The 23,966-nt window shown below is 67.1% G+C and carries 23 protein-coding genes; 16 read left to right on the top strand and 7 right to left on the bottom strand.

Annotated features, from left to right (window positions below; all coding sequences use genetic code 11):
• Positions 1–100 precede the first annotated feature (100 nt).
• The 3 genes from ACZK5G_RS03360 to ACZK5G_RS03370 all read right to left on the bottom strand — a co-directional run bounded on the left by ACZK5G_RS03360 (position 101) and on the right by ACZK5G_RS03370 (position 2,970).
• Positions 101–532 (bottom strand): hypothetical protein, encoded by a 432-nt coding sequence (locus ACZK5G_RS03360; RefSeq protein ID WP_478465344.1) that lies wholly within the window; start codon positions 530–532, stop codon positions 101–103.
• Positions 533–680: 148 nt separating this feature from the next.
• Positions 681–1,646: a ribokinase gene (locus ACZK5G_RS03365; protein ID WP_132809230.1), complete on the bottom strand. Its 966-nt coding sequence runs from the start codon at positions 1,644–1,646 to the stop codon at positions 681–683.
• A gap of 25 nt (positions 1,647–1,671) precedes the next feature.
• Positions 1,672–2,970, bottom strand: coding sequence for a NupC/NupG family nucleoside CNT transporter (locus ACZK5G_RS03370; RefSeq protein WP_010481870.1), 1,299 nt, complete (start codon positions 2,968–2,970; stop codon positions 1,672–1,674).
• Between the two features lie 193 nt (positions 2,971–3,163).
• On the opposite strand from ACZK5G_RS03370, the gene ACZK5G_RS03375 reads away from it, so the two are divergent.
• The 5 genes from ACZK5G_RS03375 (at position 3,164) to ACZK5G_RS03395 (ending at position 8,577) form a co-directional block, all read left to right on the top strand.
• Positions 3,164–4,135 (top strand): aldo/keto reductase, encoded by a 972-nt coding sequence (locus tag ACZK5G_RS03375; RefSeq protein WP_032129941.1) that lies wholly within the window; start codon positions 3,164–3,166, stop codon positions 4,133–4,135.
• Between the two features lie 246 nt (positions 4,136–4,381).
• A complete protein-coding gene (gene hemP / locus ACZK5G_RS03380) occupies positions 4,382–4,576 on the top strand; it encodes a hemin uptake protein HemP (protein ID WP_005412278.1) in 195 nt (64 codons plus the stop codon).
• Positions 4,577–4,729: 153 nt separating this feature from the next.
• Complete coding sequence (locus ACZK5G_RS03385) at positions 4,730–6,973, top strand: TonB-dependent hemoglobin/transferrin/lactoferrin family receptor (protein ID WP_315974805.1); 2,244 nt, start codon at positions 4,730–4,732, stop codon at positions 6,971–6,973.
• Positions 6,974–6,977: 4 nt separating this feature from the next.
• Positions 6,978–7,577 carry a Hemin transport protein gene (locus ACZK5G_RS03390; RefSeq protein WP_478465347.1) on the top strand — a complete coding sequence of 200 codons (600 nt, stop codon included), beginning with the start codon at positions 6,978–6,980 and terminating at the stop codon, positions 7,575–7,577.
• A 73-nt stretch (positions 7,578–7,650) separates the two neighbouring features.
• Complete coding sequence (locus ACZK5G_RS03395; RefSeq protein ID WP_032129933.1) at positions 7,651–8,577, top strand: DUF6607 family protein; 927 nt, start codon at positions 7,651–7,653, stop codon at positions 8,575–8,577.
• A gap of 708 nt (positions 8,578–9,285) precedes the next feature.
• On the opposite strand, the gene ACZK5G_RS03400 is transcribed toward ACZK5G_RS03395, so the two are convergent.
• The 3 genes from ACZK5G_RS03400 to ACZK5G_RS03410 all read right to left on the bottom strand — a co-directional run bounded on the left by ACZK5G_RS03400 (position 9,286) and on the right by ACZK5G_RS03410 (position 13,041).
• On the bottom strand, positions 9,286–9,771 hold the full coding sequence (locus ACZK5G_RS03400) for a hypothetical protein (protein WP_478465348.1): 486 nt from the start codon (positions 9,769–9,771) through the stop codon (positions 9,286–9,288).
• A gap of 109 nt (positions 9,772–9,880) precedes the next feature.
• Entirely contained in the window at positions 9,881–12,397 is a 2,517-nt protein-coding gene (locus ACZK5G_RS03405) for an ABC transporter permease (RefSeq protein WP_478465350.1), read from the bottom strand.
• On the bottom strand, positions 12,394–13,041 hold the full coding sequence (locus ACZK5G_RS03410) for an ABC transporter ATP-binding protein (RefSeq protein ID WP_154262358.1): 648 nt from the start codon (positions 13,039–13,041) through the stop codon (positions 12,394–12,396). Before ACZK5G_RS03410 ends, ACZK5G_RS03405 begins: the two co-directional genes overlap by 4 nt.
• 75 nt (positions 13,042–13,116) lie before the next feature.
• Here ACZK5G_RS03410 and ACZK5G_RS03415 point away from each other — a divergent pair, with 75 nt between their 5' ends.
• From ACZK5G_RS03415 to ACZK5G_RS03425, 3 genes are all read left to right on the top strand, one after another.
• Complete coding sequence (locus ACZK5G_RS03415; protein ID WP_049422849.1) at positions 13,117–13,761, top strand: arylesterase; 645 nt, start codon at positions 13,117–13,119, stop codon at positions 13,759–13,761.
• Positions 13,762–13,848: 87 nt separating this feature from the next.
• Positions 13,849–14,562: a response regulator transcription factor gene (locus ACZK5G_RS03420; protein ID WP_002811889.1), complete on the top strand. Its 714-nt coding sequence runs from the start codon at positions 13,849–13,851 to the stop codon at positions 14,560–14,562.
• 155 nt (positions 14,563–14,717) lie between these two features.
• Positions 14,718–15,989 carry a sensor histidine kinase gene (locus tag ACZK5G_RS03425; RefSeq protein WP_032129926.1) on the top strand — a complete coding sequence of 424 codons (1,272 nt, stop codon included), beginning with the start codon at positions 14,718–14,720 and terminating at the stop codon, positions 15,987–15,989.
• A gap of 231 nt (positions 15,990–16,220) precedes the next feature.
• Here the strand turns inward: ACZK5G_RS03425 and ACZK5G_RS03430 are convergent, their stop codons facing one another.
• Complete coding sequence (locus ACZK5G_RS03430; protein ID WP_478465352.1) at positions 16,221–16,922, bottom strand: SGNH/GDSL hydrolase family protein; 702 nt, start codon at positions 16,920–16,922, stop codon at positions 16,221–16,223.
• Positions 16,923–17,135: 213 nt separating this feature from the next.
• On the opposite strand from ACZK5G_RS03430, the gene ACZK5G_RS03435 reads away from it, so the two are divergent.
• The 8 genes from ACZK5G_RS03435 to ACZK5G_RS03470 all read left to right on the top strand — a co-directional run bounded on the left by ACZK5G_RS03435 (position 17,136) and on the right by ACZK5G_RS03470 (position 23,961).
• On the top strand, positions 17,136–17,531 hold the full coding sequence (locus ACZK5G_RS03435) for a diacylglycerol kinase (RefSeq protein ID WP_032129924.1): 396 nt from the start codon (positions 17,136–17,138) through the stop codon (positions 17,529–17,531).
• A gap of 32 nt (positions 17,532–17,563) precedes the next feature.
• The gene (locus tag ACZK5G_RS03440; RefSeq protein WP_004144462.1) at positions 17,564–18,313 is read left to right on the top strand and encodes a TerC family protein; all 750 of its coding nucleotides are present in this window, start codon (positions 17,564–17,566) and stop codon (positions 18,311–18,313) included.
• Positions 18,314–18,533: 220 nt separating this feature from the next.
• A complete protein-coding gene (locus ACZK5G_RS03445; protein WP_032129923.1) occupies positions 18,534–19,694 on the top strand; it encodes an MFS transporter in 1,161 nt (386 codons plus the stop codon).
• 531 nt (positions 19,695–20,225) lie between these two features.
• Positions 20,226–20,846, top strand: coding sequence for a LemA family protein (locus ACZK5G_RS03450; RefSeq protein ID WP_032130538.1), 621 nt, complete (start codon positions 20,226–20,228; stop codon positions 20,844–20,846).
• Between the two features lie 3 nt (positions 20,847–20,849).
• A complete protein-coding gene (locus ACZK5G_RS03455) occupies positions 20,850–21,737 on the top strand; it encodes a TPM domain-containing protein (RefSeq protein ID WP_100437906.1) in 888 nt (295 codons plus the stop codon).
• On the top strand, positions 21,737–22,231 hold the full coding sequence (locus ACZK5G_RS03460) for a TPM domain-containing protein (RefSeq protein WP_060380614.1): 495 nt from the start codon (positions 21,737–21,739) through the stop codon (positions 22,229–22,231). Before ACZK5G_RS03455 ends, ACZK5G_RS03460 begins: the two co-directional genes overlap by 1 nt.
• 51 nt (positions 22,232–22,282) lie before the next feature.
• Positions 22,283–23,170 carry a prolipoprotein diacylglyceryl transferase gene (lgt, locus tag ACZK5G_RS03465; protein ID WP_478465354.1) on the top strand — a complete coding sequence of 296 codons (888 nt, stop codon included), beginning with the start codon at positions 22,283–22,285 and terminating at the stop codon, positions 23,168–23,170.
• Positions 23,167–23,961: a thymidylate synthase gene (locus tag ACZK5G_RS03470; protein WP_253145621.1), complete on the top strand. Its 795-nt coding sequence runs from the start codon at positions 23,167–23,169 to the stop codon at positions 23,959–23,961. Before lgt ends, ACZK5G_RS03470 begins: the two co-directional genes overlap by 4 nt.
• Positions 23,962–23,966: the final 5 nt, after the last annotated feature.

A 23,966-nucleotide genomic window follows, 5' to 3' on the forward strand; every position in this document is an offset into this window, starting at 1 on the left:
TCCGGTTCAGGCCGATCCGCACCCAGCTCATGCCGTACCGGCATCAACAGATGCTTGACGGTTGCTTCCGCCGCCCCCAAGGGCGGGCGATGGTAGGCGGCTACCCCAGGCTCTGCCAGGCCTGGCGGGTACCCAACGCGAAGGCCAGCCCCAGGCTGAGGCAGGCCAGTGAACTGACTACCCAGAAGTACCGGCCGTTGTAGCCGGGCCGGAGCAGCGCCAGACCGAAGCCCATCGCCGCGCGCAGCAGCAACAGCAGGGCGATGCCCGACAGCACCGGACGGTTGGCCGGCAGCGGCGAATGCCAGCCTGCGGCTGCCAGCGCATACAGCGTCCAGGCGACCAGCACGGCAGTAATGCCGGCGGTCATCAGTGGTGGCCACCAATGCCCCGCCTGTGCCAGCCGGACCATGCGCTGGCCAGCGCCGAACCACCGGTACCAGGGGGCCCCAAAGGCAATGCAGCCGATATGCAGCAAGGCTGCGATGGCACTGCCGGCGGCGGCAACCAGCAACCAGGGGAATCCGTCCATGTCATGCCCGTGCAGAGAAGCTGCGCGGATGTTCGGCGAGGGGCGGGGTGAGGGCAATGCGGCAGGCGGTCGCAGAGCTGGACAATGGGCAAAAGAAAGGCCCGGATGCCAGCGCACCCGGGCCTTCCCATCCACGCATGGCGTGGATCTACTTCACTTCCACGTCGGCCGGGGTGAAGCGCGGCATTGCCGCCGCAGCGCCTTCCTTCTCGGTCGAACGACCGGCGAACTGGTTGGCGAAGCGCACGTGGCGGGCGAACGGGGCGTCGGCCACCTGCGCCAGCGACGCGGCCAGCGCACCGTTGAAGGCGTCACCGGCACCGGTGGTGTCGATCGCCTGCACCTGTTCGGCACCCACGCGGTAGTACGGCTGGGTATCGCCGCGCAGGTTCTCGTCGGCATGCGACACGAACACACCCACCGAACCCAGGGTCACCACCACGGTACCGTTGCCGACCAGCTTGCGGCACAGCGCATGCAGGCTGGCACCATCCAGCGCGGCGACGTCGTTGGCATCCACGCGCTCACCGACATGACGGCCGAGCAGGGCGGCGAACTCGGTCTCGTTCGGGGTGATCACATCGGCCAGCTTGAGCAGGCCGATGGTCGAAGGGGCGTCGGCCGGTGCGGTGTTGAGCACGGTGGTGACGCCGGCCTCGCGGGCCGTGGCCAGCGCCGCTTCGATGGTCTGCACCGGCGATTCCAGCTGCACCAGCACCACCTTGGCGCCGGTCAGCAGGGCCTGCTGCTGTTGCAGGAAGTCGGTGCTCAGCGCGGCGTTGGCACCCGGTCCGATCACGATGGTGTTGCGGCCACGGGCATCGACGTAGATGCCGGCGGTGCCGGTCGGTTCGCTGCTGGCTTCGGCGATCAGACCGAAGCCGTCCTGCGCGGCCAGCTCACGGGCGGTGGCGCCACCGGCGTCGTCGCCCAGCGCGCACACGAAGTGCGTGTCGGCACCGGCGCGGCAGGCCGCCACGGCCTGGTTGAAGCCCTTGCCACCGGGGCCGGTGCTGTAACGGCCGGCAATGGTCGCACCCGGTGCCGGCAGCGACTCGCACCGCCACACGTGATCGACATTGAAGGAACCGACGACAACGACACTGCTGCTCATAGGGAATCTTTTCTCAACCAAGGGTTCAACTGAAGTGCGTCAGCACGCCGGCGATGGTCGCCGTCATGAAGGTGGCAATGGTACCGCCCAACACCGCGCGCAGGCCGAACTTGGCCAGGTCGTGGCGACGTTCCGGGGCCAGGCCGCCAATGCCGCCGATCTGGATCGCGATCGAGCTGAAGTTGGCGAAGCCGCACAGCGCGTAGGTGGCGATCAGGCGACCTTCCTCGGACAGGCTCACGCCCGCGATCTGGCCGTTCACGATCTGCGACAGCTCGGTGTAGGCCACGAACTCGTTGATCACGACCTTCTGGCCGATCAGCGAACCGACGGTGGTGGCATCGGCCCACGGGGTGCCGATCACCCAGGCGATCGGGGCCAGCACGTAACCGAAGATGGTCGACAGGTTGGTCGGCTTGCCGATGGCAGCGGCCAGGCCGGTCACATCGCCGATCCAGGTCAGCGGGGCATTCAGCAGCGCGATCAGGGCGATGAAGGCCAGCAGCATCGCACCGATGTTCAGCGCCAGCTTCAGGCCGTCACCGGCGCCAGCGGCTGCGGCATCGATGATGTTGCTGGAGGTCTTCTCGACTTCCATCTTCACCGTGCCGCGGGTCAGCGGGGTACCGGTTTCCGGAATCAGCAGCTTGGCCACGACCAGCGTGGCCGGCGCGGCCATGATGCTCGCCGCCAGCAGGTGCTTGGCGTAGAAGGCCTGCTGCGCCGGATCGCCACCGCCGAGCATGCCCACGTAGGCCGCCAGCACGCCGCCGGCGATGTGCGCCATGCCGCCGATCATCATGGTCAGCAGCTCGGACTGGGTCATCCTGGCGATGTACGGGCGCACGGTCAGCGGCGCCTCGGTCTGGCCGATGAAGACGCTGGCGCAGACGCTGGTGGTTTCAGCACCGGACACGCGCATCACCTTGGTGATCGACCAGGCCATCACGCGCACGATGCCCTGCATGATGTTGAGGTGGTACATCACCCCCATCAGCGCAGAGAAGAAGATGATGGTCGGCAACACCTGGAAGGCGAAGATGAAGCCGTAGTTCTTGGTGTCCATCAACGAGCCGAAGATGAAGCCCGAGCCCTCGTTGACGTAGCTGAGGATCTTGACGAAGCCCTTGCCCAGCGCGTCGAACACGTCGCGTCCGCCCGGCACCAGGATCACCAGCGCCGCGAAGGCGATCTGCAGGGTGATACCGGTGGCAACCAGCTTCCAGTCAACCGCGCGCTTGTTATTGGAAAACAACCAGGTGATGCCGATCAGCACCGCCAACCCGAACAGGCCGAAGCCGATCCTGCCCAAACCTTCGACCATGTGAGTGACTCCCCTGGGGCGTCGCGAAAAACGGGAAGCCTAGTGCAGGGCAGGGGCCGGGGCAAGAAAAAGCAGCGTGCGCGCGGCCAACGGTACCGATCAGGCCAGCAACGGCAAGGGCTTGCGGCTGGCGGCGGCGGGTAGAATGGGGTTCGATCCCGGCCCGGATGCGGGCCCGCAGCAGGAGATTCGCATGCAATACCGTCGCCTGGGCTCCACCGGCCTGCCGATTTCCGCCTTGTCCTTCGGCGCCTGGGTGACCTTCGGCGACCAGGTCCCGCGCGATGAGGCCCGCAACCTGGTGGCCGCCGCCTGGGATCATGGCGTCAACTTCTTCGACAACGCCGAGGGTTATGCCAACGGCCGTGCCGAACAGGTCATGGGCGACGTGATCACCGACCTGCGCCTGCCGCGCGACGGTTTCTGCGTGTCCAGCAAGGTGTTCTTCGGCAGTGCCAAGGACCCGCGGCCGACCCAGCGCGGCTTGTCGCGCAAGCACGTGACCGACGCCTGCCATGCCGCGCTCAAGCGCCTGCGGGTGGACTACCTGGACCTTTATTACTGCCACCGCCCGGATCCGGACGCGCCGATCGCCGAGACCGTGCACGCCATGGATACCCTGGTACGGCAGGGCAAGATCCTCTACTGGGGCACCTCGGAGTGGTCGGCGGCGCAGATCCAGCAGGCGCTGGACATCGCCGAGGCGCGCAACCTGCAGGGCCCGTCGATGGAGCAGCCGCAGTACAACCTGCTGCACCGCGAGCGGGTCGAGGTCGAGTACGCGCCGCTGTATGCGGGTGCCGGCCTGGGCACCACCATCTTCTCGCCGCTCGCCTCGGGCCTGCTCACTGGCAAGTACGACCAAGGCATCCCGGCCGATGCGCGGCTGGGGCGGGAAGGCATGGAGTGGTTGCAGGATCTGGTGCTGGGGGCCGACGCCGGCGCCCGCCTGGGCCAGGTGCGGCGCTTCAGCGAGGTGGCACGCGCGCTGGGCCATGCCCCGGCGACGCTGGCGATTGCCTGGTGCCTGCGCAACCCGAACGTTTCCAGCGTGATCCTCGGCGCCAGCCGGGTCAGCCAGCTGCTGCAGAACCTGCAGGCGCTGGACGTGCTGGAGCAGGTCGATGCGGCCGGCTGGGCCCAGGTCGAAGCCGTCTTCGCCTGACAGCCCTTTGGAGAGTCGAGCCACGCTCGACTCCGCGCGCAGTGCGGGTTTCACCTGGCCGGGATCGAAGGGCAGTCGAGCAAGGCTCGACTCTACAAAAGCCGCCCGCTCCATCTTTCAATTGATGAAATCTATCGAATTTCAGAATTCGATCATTAATCTCATCAATGAAATTGAGAATGGTTGTTGATTGTCAACTGAGAATCATTATCATTTAACTCGTCCCTCGCACGAGTCCAGATGCTCATGAATGCTCAACCTGTACTGCTGCGCCCCGAAACGCTGACCCTCCGCGATCGACCGGTCCGCGTCGTTCCGCCGGAAGAGGTCATCGACAGTGAAGCCCTGCTCAAGGGCCGTCGTGAAATCCTGATCCAGCACGGCGACCGCTTCTATCGCCTGCGGCACACCAGCAACGACAAGCTGATCCTGACCAAGTAATCGCGGCCTGGTCGCCCGCCTCCCTCCCTCCTGCCGGCAGCGCCGACAGGGTGGGCGACCCGTCCGCTCCCGCTCTCTCCCCCTCGGTCTACCGCGTGCACCTTCCGGGTGTGCCGGTAACCGGGGGTTCCCCTGCCTGACCGAATGAACCCGATGACCCGCCATACCGCCCTGTGTCTTGCTGTCTGGATGGCGTTGCCGCTGTCCGCCCACGCTGCTGCCGCCGCTGCGCCCGACGCGCGCGAATTTGACCGGGTGCAGGTCACCGCGACCCGCACCGAGCGGGCGGTGAGCGACGTGGCGGCCACCGTGGACGTCATCGACCGCGAGCAGATGGACCGGCACCTGGTGCAGGACATCAAGGATCTGGTGCGCTACGAGCCGGGCCTGTCGGTCACCCGCAGCGCGACCCGCTTCGGCCTGGATGGTTTCCGCATCCGTGGCCTGGACGGCAACCGCGTGCGCATCCAGACCGACGGCATCGTCATGCCGACCCGGTTCGACATCGGTTCGTTCGCCAGTTCCAACCGCAACTTCACCGACCTCGATACGCTCAAGCGCGTGGAGATCGTGCGCGGCCCGGCCAGCTCGCTGTACGGCTCCGATGCACTGGGCGGCGTGGTGGCGTTCGTCACCAAGGACCCGGCCGACTACCTCAAGGACGGCAAGAACAGCTACTTCGGACTGAAGTTCGGCTACGACGGTGAGTGGAAGGGCCTGCTCGGCGGTGCCACCGCCGCCTTTGGTGGCGACCACTGGAGCGGCCTGGTCAACGTCAACCACCACCAGGGCCAGGAAACGGACAACAAGGGCACGGTGCGCAGCGACAACGACACCCGCACCGCGTCCAATCCGCAGGATCGTGATGGCCGCAGCCTGCTCAGCAAGCTGGTCTATGCACCGAGCGAAGACCAGCGCTTCCGCCTGACCGTGGAAGGCAACGAAGACACCACCGATACCAATGTGTTGTCGGCGATTGCCAGCGTTGCACCGCGCCCCGGCGCGATGGCTGCGGCTACTGGCATGAAGTCCCACGACACGCAGAAGCGTACCCGCGTGTCCTTTGCCCACGAAATGGATGCGCTGGACCAGCCGTTCGCCGACAGCCTGCATTGGCAGGTGTATGCGCAGAACAGCGAAACCCGGCAGCAGACCGACGAGACCCGCACCGACGGCAGCCGCCGCCACCGCGTGTTCTCCTTCGACCAGCATGCCTTTGGCCTGCAGGCGCAGTTCAACAAGGCGTTCAGCACCGGCAGCGTCGAGCACGCATTGACCTACGGCTTCGAAGGCACCCGTACCGAGATCCGCCAGAAGCGCGACGGCTACCAGGTCAACCGTGCCGGTGTGGTCAGCAACATCGTTACCCCCGACACCTTCCCGGTGCGTGACTTCCCGATCAGCAAGACCACCGAGTTGGGCCTGTACGCGCAGGATGAAATGCGCCTGGCCGACGGCAAGCTGTCGCTGGTGCCGGGCGTGCGCGTGGACCGTTACGAGCTGAAGCCGGAAGTGGACAGCATCTTCGCCGAAGACAACCCGACCACGGCCGTGGCCCAGCTGAAGAAGACCAGCGTGTCGCCGAAGCTGGGCATGGTCTGGCGCTTCACCGACCAGTGGTCGCTGTTCGCCGGCTATGCGCGTGGCTTCCGTTCGCCGCCGTACAACGACGTCAACATCGGCCTGACCAATGTCGCCTTCCGCTATACCGCCATCGCCAATCCGGACCTGAAGCCGGAAACCAGCGATGGCTACGAACTGGGCCTGCGCTTCATCGCGCCGGCGGCGTACGTCAGCGTCAGTGGCTACTACAACGACTACAAGGATTTCATCCAGTCCAACGTCGATACCGGCCGCAACGCACAGGGTTTGACCGTGTTCCAGTCGCAGAACATCGCCGACGCGCGCATCTATGGCGCGGAAATGAAGGCCGGCATCGAGTTCGGTGAACTCAGCCCGGCGCTGAAGGGCTGGGCGCTGCGCAGTGCGCTGGCCTGGTCGCGTGGTGACAACCGGACCGATGACGAACCGCTGGCCTCGGTCGATCCGCTGCGTGGCACGCTGGGCCTGATGTACGACACCGATACCTGGGGCGTCGAACTGGCCGGTACCTTCGTGCAGCGCAAGAAGCGCCTGCCGCCGCCGGCGGCGCAGACCAATCCGAACGCACCGGCGCCGTTCGTCTACCAGCCGGCCGGCTATGGCGTGCTGGACCTGATGGCGCACTGGAACTTCGCACCGGGTGCCACCTTCAATGTCGGCGTGTTCAACCTGGCCGACAAGCGCTACATCGAATGGTCGTCCATCACTCCGAGCCTGATCACCAATCGCGCACTGAGCGATCGTTTCAGCAGCCCGGGCCGCACCTTCTCCGCCAGCCTTGCCGTTTCCTGGTGACCTCATGAGCCGAGCACTGTCCGCACGCAGGAATGACACCATCGCCGCGCCGTACAGCGCGGCCTGGCCGACCCCGGCACAGCTGGCCACGCTCGGCACCGTGCTGTGCCTGTACCACGCCGACGGCAACGAGCTGGGCGGCTGGCGCCAGGCCGTACGCGTGCATGCCTGCCAGGGCGTAGACAGCGAAGGCCTGCGCGAAAGCCTGTGCTTCCTCGATGGCCGCGGCCGCTGCGTGTGGCGCCTGTACCTGCTGCCGGACAGCGACTTCCTGGCCTGGGACCGGCTGGTGGCTGCGCTGCCGCCGGGGCCCGAGCACGACAGCGATGGCAGCGTCGGCGAACGCCTGTGGCGGCGCCTGGCCGGTCATCTGGGTGGCCAGCGCTGGCGCCTGTGCGCGCTGCGCCTGCATGCCGCCGACGATGGCCGCACGCTGGCCGCCAGTCTGTCGACCCTGTCCTCGCTGGGCGCAGCCACCGCGCGCCGCATTGCACGGCTGGAAGGTGCCGAAGGCGAGCTGGCAATCGACGATTGCTGCTGTGCCGATGCCGCGCGGCGTCCGGCGCCGCGGATTCCCGGCGACCTGCCGCTGATCCGCCTGTGACCCACTCCTGATGGAACGCCTGTCGGCCACGGACGGCCTCTCAACGCATCTGCAACCCCGAAGGAAGACCCCGATGAAGCTCCAGACAGCCAGCGCCCTGCTTGTGCTCGCCGCCAGCGGCGTGGCCAGCGCGCAGCCCTCCGATATCGCCCGTGACCACGACAGCATCCTTGCCATGCAGGGTGAGTACACCGTGGACTTCGCCTTCGACGAGACCGTGCTGCTGAAGCCGGGTTACGAGCGCGCACCGGCGATGCGCAGCGGCGGCAGCGAAGTGGTCATCGTGGTCGAGGACACGCCGAAGCGCATCGTGCTGCAGCACCTGCTGCTGGACGAGAAGAGCGGCCACATCACCAAGCACTGGCGTCAGGACTGGGTGTACGAAGCACCGAACCGTTTCGAGTTCAGTGCCGACCAGACCTGGAAGGTGCGCAGCATTCCGGCGGCGGTGAACCAGGGCGCCTGGACCCAGTGCGTGTACGAAGTGAGCGACGCACCGCGCTATTGCGGCACCGGCACGTGGACCTACACCAACAACGTGCCGAGCTGGACCAGCGACCTGAGCTGGCGTCCGCTGCCGCGCCGTGAGTACACCAAGCGCAGTGACTACAACGCGCTGGCCGTGATCAACCGCCACACGCTGACCCCGAACGGCTGGACCCACGAGCAGTTCAACACCAAGGTGCAGCGCAACGCCGATGGCAGCCAGGTGGAGATCGCCCGCGAGTTCGGCTTCAACGACTACGTGAAGACCACCGAGGTCGACTTCACCCCGGCGCGCAACTACTGGAAGGCCACCGCCGGTTACTGGGCAAAGGTGCGCCAGCGCTGGGATGGCTTCCTCGGCCAGGCCCCGGGCGTGCACCTGAAGACCAAGATCGACGGCATGGCGATGATCATCCCGATGTTCACCCAGGCCGAAGAGATCCAGGCCGGCAAGAAGGTGAAGGACAAGCAGATCGACGACGTGTTCGCCAAGTACGTGGAAAAGGCCCAGTAAGTCGAGCCCTGCTCGACTCCACGGCCGCATCCACGCATGGCGTGGATCTACCAACCTCTGCTTCCGGTAGGTGCCGAGCTTGCTCGGCACGCTCTCCATCGGTGATCGCACGCTGCATCCACGCGTGATGTGGATGTGCCGTGCCGGATATCCGCTCCTGGTAGGTGCCGAGCTTGCTCGGCACGCTCTTCGTTGGCGATTGCACACCGCATCCACGCATGGCGTGGATCTACCGTGCCGCATATCCGCTCCTGGTAGGTGCCGAGCTTGCTTGGCACGCTCTTCGCCGGTGATCGCACACCGCATCCACGCGTGATGTGGATGTGCCGTGCCGGATATCTGCTCCTGGTAGGTGCCGAGCTTGCTCGGCACGCTCTTCGCCGACGATTGCACACCGCATCCACGCATGGCGTGGATCTACCGTGCCGCATATCCGCTCCTGGTAGGTGCCGAGCTTGCTCGGCACGCTCTTCGTCGGTGATCGCACACCGCATCCACGCATGGCGTGGATCTACCGTGCCGCATATCCGCTTCTGGTAGGTGCCGAGCTTGCTCGGCACGCTCTCCATCGGTGATCGCACGCTGCATCCACGCGTGATGTGGATGTGCCGTGCCGGATATCCGCTCCTGGTAGGTGCCGAGCTTGCTCGGCACGCTCACCATCGGTGATCACACGCTGCATCCATGCCATGCGTGGATGCGATGCACTCAGGACGCCGGCCCACTCAAGGTGGTCAGGTCCAGCCCGGCGTCCTGGAAGGCACGCAGGGTAGCCTGCAGGCTGGCCTCGTCATCGCGGGTGCGGACGCCCATGACAGCTTGGTGGCAACGCACTCGATCCGTGCTGCAGGCGCTACGGTCCGGCAGCAGCAGCGCGGTCTGTGCGACGAGGATCGCCATGTGCGCCACTTCCTTTCTCGGCTTCGGTTGGCCCCGGTAGAACCGGTCGAATTCAGCACGCAGGCCGGCCATCACGTCGGCATCGCTGCGCGCGCGTGACACGCTGGCCGGAACCAGAGAGGTCGGGTGGCCCTCGTGGAAGGCTTGCGCCTCGTCGGCCAGCACCGTTTCCAGTATGAAGGCCTGCACCGCGTCAGGAACATAGCCATCCGCCGCGCGGGCGTCTGCAGGCAGCATCGCACCGAGCAGCGGGGAACTGGCCAGAAGGATGCGCAGGCAGAGGCTGTATTTCATCTTCATTCCTTGAACCTCGGGAGCGCGGGAGCAACCTTCCGCGCTTCCGGACGATCTGATCGGGTGGGGCGCGCAGCATAGCGCCCCACCCGAGCGTGTCACGATCGCGTCAGGCTTCGCGCAGGGCCAGTGCCGGTGGCGTATGCAGGATCGCCCGCGTACCCCACCAGCCTGCCAGCAGGCTCAAGCCGATGCCGACCACGCCGCCGATCAGCAGGCCCGGCCACGGCGGCAGCAACGGCAGCTCGAACACCCTCTGCGAAACCACCACGCCGATCGCAGCGGCCGCGCCCACCGCCAGCAACGCCGCCAGCGTGCCCAGAGCACCGAATTCCACCAGTACCGCGCCACGCAGCTGGCGCCGGGTCGCGCCCAGCGTGCGCAGCACCGCGCTGTCGTAGCGGCGTTCACCGGCCGTGGCCTGCAGCGCGGCCAGCAGCACCAGCACGCCGGCCAGCAGACTGAACACCATCACCAGCTGCACCGCCTGTGCCACCCGTTCCATCACATCGCGCACCTGCGAGATCACCGCGTCCACGTCCAGCAGCGACAGGTTCGGCTGCGCGCGTACCAGCTCGCCCAGTCCGGCGGCCTTGCCGGCCGGTAGATGGAATGCCGACAGCAGGTTGTGTGGCGTATCGCCCACCGCATTCGGGTTCAGCAGCACGAAGAAGTTCGGACGGAAAGTGTTCCAGTCGGCCTTGCGCACGCTGGTGACAGTGAACTCGCGTTCCTGCTCGCCCACCGCAATGGTGATGCGGTCGCCGGGATGCACGCCGTAGCGCTTGGCCCAGCCGATTTCCACCGAGGCTTCGGCGGCGGTGCTGTCTGCCTTCCAGAAGGTGCCGTTGACCAGTGTGTTGGCCGGCGGGAAGCTGCTGCGCCAGCTGAAGTTCAACGGCCGGTTCTCGTCGTCGTCATCGCGCTGGCCTTCGCCCTGTGCCGGCTGCCCGTTCTGTTCCGGCGAGCGGTCCACGCGCAGCGGCGGCTTGCCGTTGATCGCGATCAGGCGGCCAGTGGCCATCGGTTCGATGCTGGCGTCGTTGGCACCCATTCCACGCAGTGCGGCCAGCACGCTGTCGCGTTGTTCGGGCTGGATGTTGATCAGGAAGTAGTTCGGCGTATCCGCGGGCAGTCGCTCGCGCCACTGCTGTAGCAGGCCGGGGCCGGTCACCGCCAGCAGCAACAGCGCGCACAGCGACAGCGACAGCCCCACCAGCTGCATCACCGCCAGCATCCGGCGCCGGGTCAGCGCGGCCAGACCCAGCCGCCAGTGGCCATGCAGGCGGTGCTGCAGGCCGCGCAGCAGCTGCAGCAGCACGAAGCCGACCACGCCGGCCGCCACCGCCAGCGCGGCCAACCCGCCCAGCACCCACAGCGCCAGCTTGAGATCACCGGTGACCTGCACCGCCAGCAGCAGGCTGGCCGCCAGGGCAGCCACGTAGGCCAGCAGCGAAGCCGGCGGCAGGGCGGCGAAGGAACGGTTGAGCACCCGCATCGGCGGCACCCCGCGCAGGCGCAGCAGCGGGGGCAGGCCGAAGCCGAACAGCAGCAACAGCCCGATGCCGGCACCGGTCAGCGCAGGCATTGCCTCGGGCAGCGGCAGGCGCTGCGGCACCAGGCTGCCCAGCACCTGCACCAGGCCCTCCTGCGCCGCCATGCCCAGGCCGATGCCGAGTGCGCAGGCCGGCACCGCCAGCATCAGCAGCTGCAGTGCCAGACCGGACAGGATGTCGCGCTGGCGCGCGCCCAGGCAGCGCAGGATCGCCACCTGGTCGATGCGGCGCAGGGCGAAGCGGTTCGCCGCCAGCGCCGTGGCAACACCGGCCAGCAACACCGCCAGCAGCGCGCTGAGGCCGAGGAAGCGCCCGGCCAGGTCGAACGCCTGGCGCACGCCACGCTGGGTGTCGTCCACACTCAGCAGGCGCAGGCCCTTCACCTGCGGCAGCAGCCATTGCCGAAGTGCCGCGATCGGCTCTGCTGCTCCGGCGAACATCAGCCGGTAGTTGATGCGGCTGCCCGGACCGAGCAGGCCGGTGCCTTCCACATCGGCGCGGTTGACCAGCAGGGTGGGGGAAAGCGTAAGCAGGTCGCCGCCGGTATCCGGCTCGGCCTCGATGATGCCGGCGATGCGCAGCGTGCCAGCGCCGAATTCAAGGTCGTCACCGGCTTTCAGTCCCAGACCCTGCAGCAGGCGCGGGTCGGCATAGGCCTGGCCCTTGGCCGGCATGCCGGCGTTGTCGATCAGGGCGCCGCCGGGCGTGGCCCGCACCCGCAGCGTGCCACGCAGCGGATAGCCCGCCTGCACCGCCTTGATGCTGGCCATCTGGCTGGCATCACCGTTGAACAGCACGCTGCCGAAGCTGGCGATACGGGTATAGGCCAGTCCGCGCCGCTGCGCCTCGTCGGCGAACGCCTGCGGCGGGTCATCGCGCCCGGCGATGCCGAGGTCGCCGCCAAGCATTTCCGCTGCGCTGCCGGTCAGTGCCAGGTTGACCCGGTTCACCAGCGTGCCGACCGCGGTCATCACCGCCACGCCCAGCACCAGCGCGGCGAACACGGTCAGCAGGTCGCCGGCCAGCGCCTCGCGGCGCAGCGCGCGCCACGCGTGCCGCAGCAGGTTCATGCCTGCGCCCCACGCTCGACCGGCAGCAGGCGGCCGTCGTCGATGCGGTGGATGTACTGGCAACGCTGGGCCAGGCGCAGGTCGTGAGTGACCAGCACCAGGGTGGTGCCGCTGCCGGCGTTCAGTTCGAACAGCAGGTCGCTGATGTGCTGGCCGGTGGCGTGGTCCAGCGAGCCGGTCGGTTCGTCGGCGAACAGGATGCGCGGGCGGGTGACGAAGGCACGTGCCAGTGCCACGCGCTGCTGCTCGCCGCCCGACAACTGGCGTGGATAGTGGCGGGCGCGATGGGCCAGGCCGACCTGGGCCAGCACTTCATCGACCCGCGCCCGGTCTTCGCGCCCAGCCAGTTCCAGCGGCAGCGCGACATTCTCGGCGGCGGTCAGTGCCGGCAGCAGATGGAAGCTCTGGAACACGAAGCCGACTTCACGCGCGCGCAGCTGGGCGCGGGCCTCCTCGTCCAGCGCCGCCAGGTCCTGGCCGGCCAGCGCGATGCGGCCGCGGCTGGGCAGGTCCAGCCCGGCCAGCAGGCCGAGCAGGGTGGTCTTGCCGGAACCGGAGGCACCGACGATGGCCGCGCTGGTCCCTTCATGGACGGTCAGGGTGATGTTGTCCAGTATGTGGACTTCACCCTCCGGGCCCTGCACGGATTTGCCGACCTGGTCGACGGCGATGGCAACGGACGCGCTGCGGGGGGACAGGCTGTCGATGAGGAGACTCCAATGCGCAAGACGGGATGGAGCCGGCGAGCCGGCGTGATGATGGTGCTGCTGCTAGGGTTCCTGCTGCTGCCTGGGCTGGCGTGTGCCAAAGGTCCGGCTGGCACCGTGCTGGTGCTCGGCGACAGCCTCAGTGCTGCCCACAATATCCCTGCCGACGCCGGCTGGGTGAGCCTGCTGCAGCAGCGGGTCAGGCAGCAGTCGAAAACACCGGCGCGCATCGTCAACGCCAGCATGAGCGGGGAGACCACCGCCGGCGCGCTGACCCGCCTGCCCGGCCTGCTGGCGAAGGAAAAGCCGACCGTGGTGGTGATTGCCCTCGGCGGCAACGATGCACTGCGCGGGCTGACCCCGGCGCAGGTGCAGGGCAACCTGGAAAAGATGGTGCAGGCCAGCCAGAAGGCCGGTGCCAAGGTGCTGCTGCTGGGCATCGACGTGCCGCCCAATTACGGGCCAGCCTATCGCCAGCGCTTGGCGGCGGCCTACAAGGCGCTGGCCACGCAGTACAAGGTGCCGCTGCTGCCCTTCCTGCTGGAGGGCGTGGCCCTGCAGCCGGGCATGATGCAGGCCGACGGGCTGCACCCGACCGCACAGGCGCAGCCGAAGGTGCTGGACAACGTCTGGCCGCTGCTCAGACCGCTGCTCTGAACCGTTTGTTTACCTCTTGACGGAACTTCACATCGCGTCCACCGTCGATCCGGCATGTTTCACAAAGCTGAAGTTAGAGGGAATCACATGCGTCAGACGAAGGAGACCTCCGGCTTGGTGCTGGTGGTCGAAGACAACCGCAACATCTCCGAGATGATCGGGGAATACCTGGAAGGTCGCGGCTTCGAAGTCGACTATGCACAGGACGGCCTGGATGGCTACCGCCTTGCGGCGGAGAACAGCTATGACGTCGTGGTGCTCGACTTGATGTTGCCGCGCCTGGATGGCATCGAAGTGTGCCGTCGCCTGCGCAACGATGCGCGCAAGTCCACCCCGGTGCTGATGCTCACGGCACGCGACACGCTGGACGACAAGCTCACCGGCCTCGGTTTCGGCGCCGATGACTACCTGACCAAGCCGTTCGCGATCCAGGAGCTGGAAGCCCGCCTGCGCGCGCTGATCCGCCGCGAGCGTCGCCAGGTGGGTTCGGAAGTGCTGAAGGTCGCCGACCTGGTGCTCGATCCGGTCAGCATGCGTGCCACCCGTGCCGGTACCGAGCTGCAGCTGTCGCCGATCGGCCTGCGCCTGCTGACCATCCTGATGCGCGAATCGCCGCGCGTGGTCACCCGCCAGGAGATCGAACGCGAGATCTGGGGCAACGGCCTGCCGGATTCGGACACCCTGCGCAGCCACCTGTACAACCTGCGCAAGATCATCGACAAGCCGTTCGACCGTCCGCTGCTGCATACCGTGCAGAGTGCCGGCTACCGCATTGCCGACATCGCCCAGCCGATGGCCTGAGCAGGCCCGCGCCGGTGCAGCCGCAGGCCGGGCCGGGCTGCGGCCAGGCACAAGGGCAGGGGATGACCGTCCGGCAGTGCCGCCGGTCATCGCCCGTGCATCCCAACGGCGCGGTGCGCTGCCTATAATCGCAGCGCTCTGACCGGGACCCCGCAATGCCGCACGGCCTGCCGCGCAAGATCCGAATCGCTTTCATCCTGCAGGCAGTGCTGGCCAGCCTGGGCATCCTGCTCGGTGCGTGGCTGGTTTCGCTGGTGATCAAGCACAGCCTGGTCGGCGCCGCCCTGCGCGAGGAGGCGGCGTACTTCTGGACGCTGCACGAGGCCTCGCCGGTGCAGCCGCCACCCAACACCCAGAACATCCGTGGCTACCTGCTGGAAAGCGGGCAGTCGGCCCTGTCGTTGCCGGCCAATCTGCGCAACCTGGAGCCCGGCTTCCACGAACTGCCCAAGGACGACCAGCTGGTGCTGGTCGATGTACGCCCGGCCGGCCGCCTCTACCTGGTATTCCTGCGTTCGCGTGCGGAGATGCTGGCGTTCTGGTTCGGCATCGTGCCGGTGCTGCTGACCCTGCTGGCGGTGTATGGCGCCAGTTGGGTCACCTATCGTGCGTCCAAGCGCCTGGTATCGCCGGTGAACTGGCTGGCGCGACGCGTCTCGCGCTGGGACCCGGGCCACCCGGAGGCGGCCGACCTGGAGCCGAACAAGCTGCCGGCGGACATGCAGGGCGAGACCCGCCAGCTGGCGGCCGCACTGCATTCGCTGGCCAACCGGGTCAGCGCACACGTGGCGCGCGAGCGCAATTTCACCCGCGATGCCAGCCATGAACTGCGCACACCGCTGACCGTCATCCGCGTGGCCAGCGACATGGCGCTGGGCGATGACAGCCTGGAGCCGCGCCTGCGCCGCAGCCTGCAGCGCATCCAGCGTGCCGGCCGTGACATGGAGGCGGTGATCGATGCCTTCCTGATCCTGGCCCGCGAGGCCGACGTCGAGCCCCAGGTCGAGCTGTTCGACGTCAACGACATCGTCCGCTACGAAGTGGACAACGCCAACGAACTGCTGGGTACGCGCCCGGTGTCGGTGCACCTGCACAGCGATGGCCCGGTGCAGCTGCATGCGCCGCCGCGGGTGCTGCAGGTGGTGGTCAGCAATCTGGTGCGCAACGCGTGCAGTTACACCGATGAGGGGCGCATCGACGTGCATGTGCACAACGACCGGGTGGTGGTGCGCGATACCGGTATCGGCATGTCGGCCGACGCACTGTCGCGGGCCTTCGAGCCGTTCTACCGCGCCGAGCCGAGCCGCCCGCAGGGCACCGGCCTGGGCCTGTCGATCGTGCGCCGGCTGTGCGACCGCTTCGGCTGGAAGGTCAGCCTGGCCAGCGAGCCGGGTCAGGGCACCGAGGCGACGGTGATCTTCCGGTAGAGGGCTTTTGCCGGGCTGCGCCCGGCACCCGCCGAGGCGACATCAACATCAAAAGCGGGCATTCCGTGAAATGGCGGGGCGGTGTGGGTTTGCAGGACACGCCGTAAACCCGTCCATGGGGGCTCGATGGCGCCATCCATGGCGCCAACGGTCCTGCAAACCCACACCGCCCCGCCTTCGACAGTTTCCCGCGATCCGCAGTAGATCCACGCCATGCGTGGATGGGGTTGCTCAGTTGCACTTCACCTTCGGCGCCAGCGCCTTGGTCCAGATCGCATAGCCGGCCGGGGTCATGTGCAGCATGTCCTCGCGGAACAGCGACGCATCCGGCTGGCCGTCGGCGCCGAGCATCGGCGTGTAGACGTCGGTGAAACCGGTGTTGGGCAGCCTGGCCAGGGCTGCCTTGATCAGCGTGTTGGCCTCGTTGATCGCCGGCAGCAGGTGCGCGCGCGACGGGCTTGGCTTGATCGACAGGTACTCCACCTTCGTCTTCGGCAGGTCGCGATGCACGCGCTGCACGAAGGCAACCACATCGTCGCGCACCTGCACGGCGCTGCGGCCGCTGTTGAGGTCGTTGTCACCGGCGTAGAAGAACACCTTGCACGGTGCATACGGCACCACGATGCGGTCGGCATACCAGGTGCTGTCGCGCACTTCCGAACCGCCGAAACCACGGTTGAACACCGGCTCGCCGGGGAAGTCGGTGGCCAGGCCTTCCCACATGCGGATCGAGGAGCTGCCGATGAACTCGATGCCGCCCCGTGGCGGCGGGCTGGCCTGGTCGGCGCTGGCAAAGTGGGCCATGTCGCCGGCCCAGGCCACGTTGGAGACCTGCTCGGGCACGCGCGGCGGCTTGGCCGGGCTCAGCGCCTGGGCCAGGGGGGCGGCGGTCAGCAGGCCCAGCATCAGCAGGCAGGTACGGCGACGGGACATCAGGCGCTCCAGCAGGGAAGGGGAAAGCCATCATAGAAGCTGGGGCGGGCCGGGGCTTGCCCCTGGCAGTCCATTCACCGGGCCGGTGCCGGGATGCGGCTGGCGGCCTTGTGGCAAAATGGCGGCCATCTGCCTATCCCTGTGCACCCATGATTCCCTGCCGTGCGTCTGAGCGGTCGCTGCGCCGCGCCCCTGTTGCTGGATGTTCCACCCGTGGCTGATCAGTTCGGCCATCTGCCCCGCGGCCCGCGCCGCATCTTCCAGGCCGCCCGCTGGTCCTGGCAGGGCCTGCGCGCCGCCTGGCTGCATGAGTCCTCGTTCCGGCTGGAGGTCTACCTGCTGATCCTGCTGACCCCGGTCGCGGTCTGGCTGGGCCAGACCCCGGTCGAGCGCGCGCTGCTGATCGGCTCGATGCTGCTGGTGCTGGCGATGGAACTGGCCAACTCGGCCATCGAGGCGGTGATCGAACGTTACGGCAGCGAGATCCACGAGCTGGCCGGCCGCGCCAAGGACATGGGTTCGGCGGCAGTGTTCGTGCTGATGATGAACGTGCTTCTGTGCTGGGCGCTGGTCGTGGTCCCGCATGCAATGGCCGGCAATTACGGCTGATCCCCATTCCCCCACTGCCCTGAAGAGTTTCCATGTCCTTTGAGTTCCTCGCCGACCCCAATGCCTGGGTGACCCTGTTCACCCTGAGCGCACTGGAAATCGTGCTCGGCATCGACAACCTGGTGTTCATTTCCATCGCGGTCAGCAAGCTGCCGGAAGAGCGTCGCCCGTTCGCGCGCAAGCTCGGCATCGCCGTGGCCTGCATCACCCGCATCGCCCTGCTGGTGTCGCTGGCCTATCTGGCGCACATGTCCGCCAACCTGTTCACCGTGGCTGGTATGGGCATCTCCATCCGCGACCTGGTGCTGATCGTCGGTGGCCTGTTCCTGATCATCAAGGGCTACATGGAGATCAAGGAACTGATCACCGGTGGCGAAGACGAGAACCCGGCCACCAGCAAGGCCTCGGGTGTATTCGGCATGGTCATCCTGCAGATCGCCATCATCGACATCGTGTTCTCGCTGGACTCGGTGATCACCGCCGTCGGCATCGCCGATCACATCCCGGTGATGGTCGCCGCCATCCTGCTGTCGGTGCTGGTGATGCTGCTGGCCGCCAACCCGCTGGGCCGCTTCATCGACGCAAACCCGACCGTGAAGATGCTGGCACTGGCCTTCATCCTGCTGATCGGTGCGGTGCTGATCCTGGATGGCCTGGACGTGCACGTGCCCAAGCCCTACATCTATGCCGCCATGGGCTTCTCGGTGCTGGTGGAATGGCTGAACCTGCTGATGCGCCGCCGCGCACGCGATCACCACGTGCCGGGTGCTGGCGACTGGTAAGCAGATCACAGGCAAATGTGTGTCCCAGAACCCCCGGCCAGCGCCGGGGGTTCTGCGTTATGGGACCCATTGGGCTCGCAGGGCCATGCCCGGCGGGGAGGTTCCCGCCAGCTGTGAATTGAGGTCAACAGTGTTTTCCCGGGGCGAGGCTTAATCCGCGGCAGCAAAGCGCGCAGGCTACGCGCTCTTTTCCAGGACCTGCCCCACGCAGGATGACCCCATGAACTCCAGAGCCGCCTTGTTGGCCCTTGCCGTCGGCGCCTTCGCCATCGGCACCACTGAATTCGCGCCGATGGGCCTGCTGCCTGTCATTGCCGACGGCGTCGGCGTGAACATTCCCACCGCCGGCATGCTGATCACCGCCTATGCCGTGGGCGTGATGCTGGGCGCGCCGGTGATGACCCTGCTGATGGGACGGTTTGGCAAGCGCACCGCGCTGATGCTGCTGATGTCGATCTTCGTGGTCGGCAACCTGCTCTCGGCACTGGCCCCGAACTACGGCCTGCTGTTGCTGTCGCGTCTGGTCACCAGCCTCAATCACGGTGCCTTCTTCGGCATCGGTGCGGTGGTTGCCGCCAGCCTGGTGCCGAAGGACAAGCAGGCTGCCGCCGTGGCCACCATGTTCATGGGCCTGACCATCGCCAACATCGGCGGTGTGCCGCTGGCCACCTGGGTGGGCCAGCAGCTGGGCTGGCGTCTGTCCTTCGCCGGCACGGCGGTGCTGGGCCTGGTCGCGATCACCGCGCTCGGCCTCGCGCTGCCGGCATCCGCGCCGGGGCCGCGCCCGGACGTGCGCCGCGAACTGAGAGCGATCCTGCAGCCGCAGGTGCTGCTGGCGATGGCTACCACCGTGCTTGGCGCCGGCGCGATGTTCACCCTCTATACCTACGTGGCACCGGTGCTGACCGAACTGACCGGTGCCTCCAACGCCTTCATCGCGATGTCGCTGGCGCTGATCGGTATCGGCTTCACCTTCGGCAATGGCATCGGTGGGCGCATGGCCGACTGGTCGCTGGATGGTGCCACCCGCATCCTGCTGGCGGTCCTGGCCGTGTTGATGTTCGTGCTGCCGCTGGCCTTCATGAATCACGCCACGGCGGCGCTGGGCGTGCTGCTGTTCGGTGCGGCGACGTTCGCCATCGTGCCGCCGTTGCAGATCCGGGTGATGCAGGCGGCCAGCGAGGCGCCGGGACTGGCGTCGTCGATCAACGTCGGTGCGTTCAACCTGGGCAATGCCGTGGGTGCGGCGCTGGGCGGTGCGGTGATCAGTTCGGGCCTGGGCTATGCCGCCATTCCGGTGGCCGGTGGCCTGCTGGCGGCCTCGGGGTTGCTGCTGGCGTGGCTGGGGCGTCCGCGCACTGCGGTGGCTGAGGCTTGCTGAGAGGGGAGGGTTTCCGGCAGGGCTGCGCCCTGCACCCGCCGAAGCAACAGCAACAGCAAAAGCCTGCATTCCGTGGGTTGGCGGGGTGGGTCCGGTTGCGGGGGACGCCGTGAATCCGTCCATGGAGGCTTGGCCGCGGCATCCATGCCGCGGACACCCCCGCAATCGGACCCACCCCGCCTTCGACAGTTTTCCGCGGTCTGTCGGAACGTCGTTCTGCTTTGGTAGGTGTCGACCTTGGTCGACACGAATGCCTGAAGAACCGGCTTTTGCTTTTGTTTTTTCTTTTGATCTTTCCCGCGGTGGCAGGAAATTGTCCCTGGTCGGGAGGGTGGGTTGGCTGGGGGCGTGAGCCGCATGGATGCGGCGATCGAGCTTACATGGACGTACTTGCAGCGCCCCCCAGCCAACCCACCCTCCCGGCCAACCACAGAGAACCCGCCAACCACCGCGGAGGGGGCGGCGCCCGATGGCCGGTCTTTCACCCGAACCATGGCATGCTCGGCGCCAAGCCCACCCGGAACCTCCGCCATGCGCCTGTTCACCCGTGTCCTGCCCCTGATGCTGTTGGCCTCCCTGCTCTCCGGCTGCGGCTACAACGCCATCCAGCAGAAGGATGAAGCGGTCAAGGCCAGCTGGTCGGAGGTCATCAACCAGTACAAGCGCCGCGCCGACCTGGTGCCCAACCTGGTGCAGACCGTGAAGGGCTTCGCCAGCCAGGAAGAGCGTGTGCTGACTGAAGTGACCAACGCCCGTTCGCGTGTCGGCCAGATCAACGTCAATGCCGACGACGAAGCCTCGCTCAAGCAGTTCCAGCAGGCCCAGGGCGAACTTGGCAGCGCGCTGTCGCGGCTGCTGGTGGTCACCGAGAACTACCCGGAGCTGAAGTCGAACCAGAACTTCCGCGACCTGCAGGCGCAGCTGGAAGGTACCGAGAACCGGGTCACCGTCGCCCGTGGCCGTTACATCCAGCAGGTGCAGGACTACAACACCTACATCCGCTCGTTCCCGCAGGTGATCACCGCCAAGATCTTCGGCTACAAGACCAAGCCGAACTTCACCGTGGACAACGAAGCGCAGATCTCCAACGCGCCGGCGGTCGATTTCGGCAACGCGCCGCAGCAGCAGCCGGCACCGCAGCCGGGGACCTGATCGATGCGCCTGGCCTCTGCGCTGCTGGCCCTGCTGCTGTGGCTGCCGCTGGCCTCGCATGCGCAGCAGCTGGCGCCGGTTCCTGCGCTGGATTCGCCGGTGGTCGATACCACCGGCACGCTGGATGCCGCGCAGAAGCAGGCGCTGGTGCAGCAGGCGATCGAACTGCAGCAGCGCAAGGGCAGCCAGCTGCAGGTGCTGGTGGTGCCGACCACCCAGCCGGAGGACATCGCGCAGTACACCACGCGGGTCTTCGACCAGTGGCAGATCGGCCGCAAGGGCGTGGATGACGGGGTGCTGCTGGTGGTGGCCAAGGACGACCGGCGCGTGCGCATCGAGCCGGGCTACGGTCTGGAAGGCGCCATTCCCGATGCCATCGCCAACCGGGTCATCCAGGAATACCTGGTGCCGCGCTTCCGCAGCGGCGACTACGCCGGTGGCATCACCGACGCCACGGCGGTGCTGGTCAAGCTGATCGACGGCGAAACGCTGCCGGCACCGGTCAGCGGCCATCGCGGGCGTGAGCCCAGCGGTGGCGGCGATACCTGGTTCCTGGCGTTGTTCATCGGTGTGTTCGCCGGCAGCATCCTGCGCGGCGTGTTCTCGCGCGTGCCGCGACCGCTGCGAGGCCTTCTCGGCGGCGCCGGTGCAGCGCTGGCGGCGTTCCTGTTCACGTCCACGCTGCTGGCCAGTGGCCTGGCAGGCGTCGTAGGGCTGATCGTGGCCATGCTCTCCGGTCATCCGGGCCGCTTTGCCGGTGGCGGCGGCTGGGGCGGTGGCAGCTGGGGTGGCGGAGGCGGCTTCGGCGGGGGCGGTGGATTTGGTGGCGGCGGCGGCTGGGGTGGCGGTGGTGGCCGCTCCGGTGGTGGCGGTGCTTCGGGGGGCTGGTGATGATCCAACGTCTATGTCGGCACGTGTTTTCGCCGTCGGTACGGCGCGCGTTCCCGCCCGCCACATTGCAGGCGATCACCGAGGCCATTGCGGCCGGTGAGCAGCGCCACGGCGGGCAGGTGATGTTCGCGGTGGAAGCGGACCTGCCGCTGGCCGCGCTGTGGCACAGGGTGACCCCGCGCCAGGCCGCCGAGCATGCCTTTGCGCGCCTGCGCACCTGGGATACCACCCACAACAACGGTGTACTGATCTACCTGCTGCTGGCCGATCACGCGATCGAGATCGTTGCCGACCGTGGCCTGCAGGGCCGGGTCAGCCCGGCACAGTGGCAGCGGGTCTGCACCCACCTGCGCGAGGGCCTGCGTGGTTCCCATCCGGTGGAAGCGCTGCAGGATGCCATCGACGAGGTCTCCAGCCTGATCGAAGGGCACTTTCCGGCCTCGACGCGGTCGAACGATGACGCGTTGCCGAACTCGCCCCAGCTCCTTGGTTGAGCCGGGGCGGCACTGGCCCGAGAATAGGCGTTCAACCGCAAGGCACCTTCCATGATCTATTTCCACGACATCGACCCCATCGCCCTCTCGCTGGGGCCGATCAAGGTGCACTGGTACGGCATCATGTACCTGCTCGGCTTCACCGCAGCCTGGCTGCTGGGCCGCAAGCGCATCGCCGACGGGCGCCTGCCGGGTGTCGATGCCAACGGCTTCTCCGACCTGCTGTTCTACGCCATGCTCGGCGTGGTGCTGGGCGGGCGCATCGGCTACATGCTGTTCTACGCGCTGGGCGATTTCCTGCATAACCCGCTGCTGCTCTTCAAGGTCTGGGATGGCGGCATGAGTTTCCACGGCGGCCTGTTGGGCGTGATTGCCGCCTGCTGGTGGTGGTCGCGCAAGCACAAGCTGCATTTCTTCGACACCATGGATTTCATGGCGCCGCTGGTGCCGCTGGGCCTGGGCTTCGGCCGTATCGGCAACTTCATCGGTGCCGAGCTGTGGGGCAAGTACACCGACGGCAGCTGGGGCGTGGTGTTCCCGTCCGGCCTGCCGGCGCCGCTGAACCAGCTTGACCACGCCACCCTGCAGGCGCAGTTCGCCACCGGTGCGTTGAACCAGTTCGCCCGCCATCCCTCGCAGCTGTATGAGGCGTTGCTGGAAGGCCTGGTGATGTTCGTGGTGCTGTGGGCGGTGTCGGCCAAGCCGCGTCATCGCTACCTGGTCGGTGGCCTGTTCGCGCTGCTGTACGGCCTGTTCCGCTTCGCGGTGGAGTTTGTGCGCATGCCCGACAACGGCGTCTACGTGGCCTTCGACTGGCTGACCCGTGGCCAGATCCTCAGCCTGCCGCTGATCGCCTTCGGCCTGGTGCTGCTGGTGATGTCGCGCCGCGCGCCGGTACTGCAGCCGCAGCCGCCGGTAGCTGCCGAGGGCAAGGCATGAAGGCTTACCTGGACCTGCTCTCGCACGTGCTGGAACACGGCGCCGAGAAAAGTGATCGCACCGGCACCGGCACCCGCAGCGTGTTTGGCTGGCAGATGCGTTTCAACCTGGCCGAAGGCTTCCCGCTGGTCACCACCAAGAAACTGCACCTGCGCTCGATCATCCACGAGCTGCTGTGGTTCCTGAAGGGCGACACCAACATCGGCTACCTGAAGGACAACCAGGTGCGGATCTGGGACGAGTGGGCCGACGAGAACGGCGACCTCGGCCCGGTCTACGGCAAGCAGTGGCGTAGCTGGGCTACCGCCGATGGCGGTGAGATCGACCAGATGCAGTGGCTGGTGGACGAGATCAAGCGCAACCCCGATTCGCGCCGGCTGGTGGTCAGCGCCTGGAACGTGGGCGAGCTTTCGCAGATGGCGCTGATGCCGTGCCACAACCTGTTCCAGTTCTACGTGGTGGATGGCAAGCTCAGCTGCCAGCTGTACCAGCGCAGCGGCGACATCTTCCTCGGCGTGCCGTTCAACATTGCCAGCTACGCGTTGCTGACCCACATGGTGGCGCAGGCCACCGGCCTGGGCGTGGGTGACTTCGTGCACACGCTGGGCGATGCGCACCTGTATTCGAACCACTTCGAGCAGGCCCGCGAGCAGCTGTCGCGTGAACCGCGCGCGCTGCCGACGCTGTGGTTGAACCCGGAGGTGACCGACCTGTTCGGCTTCCAGTTCGACGACATCCGCATCGACGGCTACGATCCGCATCCGGCCATCAAGGCGCCGGTGGCGGTATGAGCGCA

The sequence above is a fragment of the Stenotrophomonas sp. 62841_Sma genome (assembly GCF_056482945.1).

What these genes read in the sequence shown, in the direction of transcription:
- ACZK5G_RS03405 (WP_478465350.1), bottom strand. Translation starts at nt 12,397, where the DNA reads ATGAACCTGCTGCGGCACGCGTGGCGCGCGCTGCGCCGCGAGGCGCTG.
- ACZK5G_RS03360 (WP_478465344.1), bottom strand. Translation starts at nt 532, where the DNA reads ATGGACGGATTCCCCTGGTTGCTGGTTGCCGCCGCCGGCAGTGCCATC.
- ACZK5G_RS03390 (WP_478465347.1), top strand. Translation starts at nt 6,978, where the DNA reads ATGAGCCGAGCACTGTCCGCACGCAGGAATGACACCATCGCCGCGCCG.
- ACZK5G_RS03370 (WP_010481870.1), bottom strand. Translation starts at nt 2,970, where the DNA reads ATGGTCGAAGGTTTGGGCAGGATCGGCTTCGGCCTGTTCGGGTTGGCG.
- ACZK5G_RS03450 (WP_032130538.1), top strand. Translation starts at nt 20,226, where the DNA reads ATGCGCCTGTTCACCCGTGTCCTGCCCCTGATGCTGTTGGCCTCCCTG.
- ACZK5G_RS03365 (WP_132809230.1), bottom strand. Translation starts at nt 1,646, where the DNA reads ATGAGCAGCAGTGTCGTTGTCGTCGGTTCCTTCAATGTCGATCACGTG.
- ACZK5G_RS03415 (WP_049422849.1), top strand. Translation starts at nt 13,117, where the DNA reads ATGCGCAAGACGGGATGGAGCCGGCGAGCCGGCGTGATGATGGTGCTG.
- ACZK5G_RS03425 (WP_032129926.1), top strand. Translation starts at nt 14,718, where the DNA reads ATGCCGCACGGCCTGCCGCGCAAGATCCGAATCGCTTTCATCCTGCAG.
- ACZK5G_RS03460 (WP_060380614.1), top strand. Translation starts at nt 21,737, where the DNA reads ATGATCCAACGTCTATGTCGGCACGTGTTTTCGCCGTCGGTACGGCGC.
- ACZK5G_RS03470 (WP_253145621.1), top strand. Translation starts at nt 23,167, where the DNA reads ATGAAGGCTTACCTGGACCTGCTCTCGCACGTGCTGGAACACGGCGCC.
- ACZK5G_RS03440 (WP_004144462.1), top strand. Translation starts at nt 17,564, where the DNA reads ATGTCCTTTGAGTTCCTCGCCGACCCCAATGCCTGGGTGACCCTGTTC.
- ACZK5G_RS03385 (WP_315974805.1), top strand. Translation starts at nt 4,730, where the DNA reads ATGACCCGCCATACCGCCCTGTGTCTTGCTGTCTGGATGGCGTTGCCG.
- lgt (WP_478465354.1), top strand. Translation starts at nt 22,283, where the DNA reads ATGATCTATTTCCACGACATCGACCCCATCGCCCTCTCGCTGGGGCCG.
- ACZK5G_RS03455 (WP_100437906.1), top strand. Translation starts at nt 20,850, where the DNA reads ATGCGCCTGGCCTCTGCGCTGCTGGCCCTGCTGCTGTGGCTGCCGCTG.
- ACZK5G_RS03445 (WP_032129923.1), top strand. Translation starts at nt 18,534, where the DNA reads ATGAACTCCAGAGCCGCCTTGTTGGCCCTTGCCGTCGGCGCCTTCGCC.
- ACZK5G_RS03420 (WP_002811889.1), top strand. Translation starts at nt 13,849, where the DNA reads ATGCGTCAGACGAAGGAGACCTCCGGCTTGGTGCTGGTGGTCGAAGAC.
- ACZK5G_RS03395 (WP_032129933.1), top strand. Translation starts at nt 7,651, where the DNA reads ATGAAGCTCCAGACAGCCAGCGCCCTGCTTGTGCTCGCCGCCAGCGGC.
- ACZK5G_RS03375 (WP_032129941.1), top strand. Translation starts at nt 3,164, where the DNA reads ATGCAATACCGTCGCCTGGGCTCCACCGGCCTGCCGATTTCCGCCTTG.
- hemP (WP_005412278.1), top strand. Translation starts at nt 4,382, where the DNA reads ATGAATGCTCAACCTGTACTGCTGCGCCCCGAAACGCTGACCCTCCGC.
- ACZK5G_RS03400 (WP_478465348.1), bottom strand. Translation starts at nt 9,771, where the DNA reads ATGAAATACAGCCTCTGCCTGCGCATCCTTCTGGCCAGTTCCCCGCTG.
- ACZK5G_RS03430 (WP_478465352.1), bottom strand. Translation starts at nt 16,922, where the DNA reads ATGTCCCGTCGCCGTACCTGCCTGCTGATGCTGGGCCTGCTGACCGCC.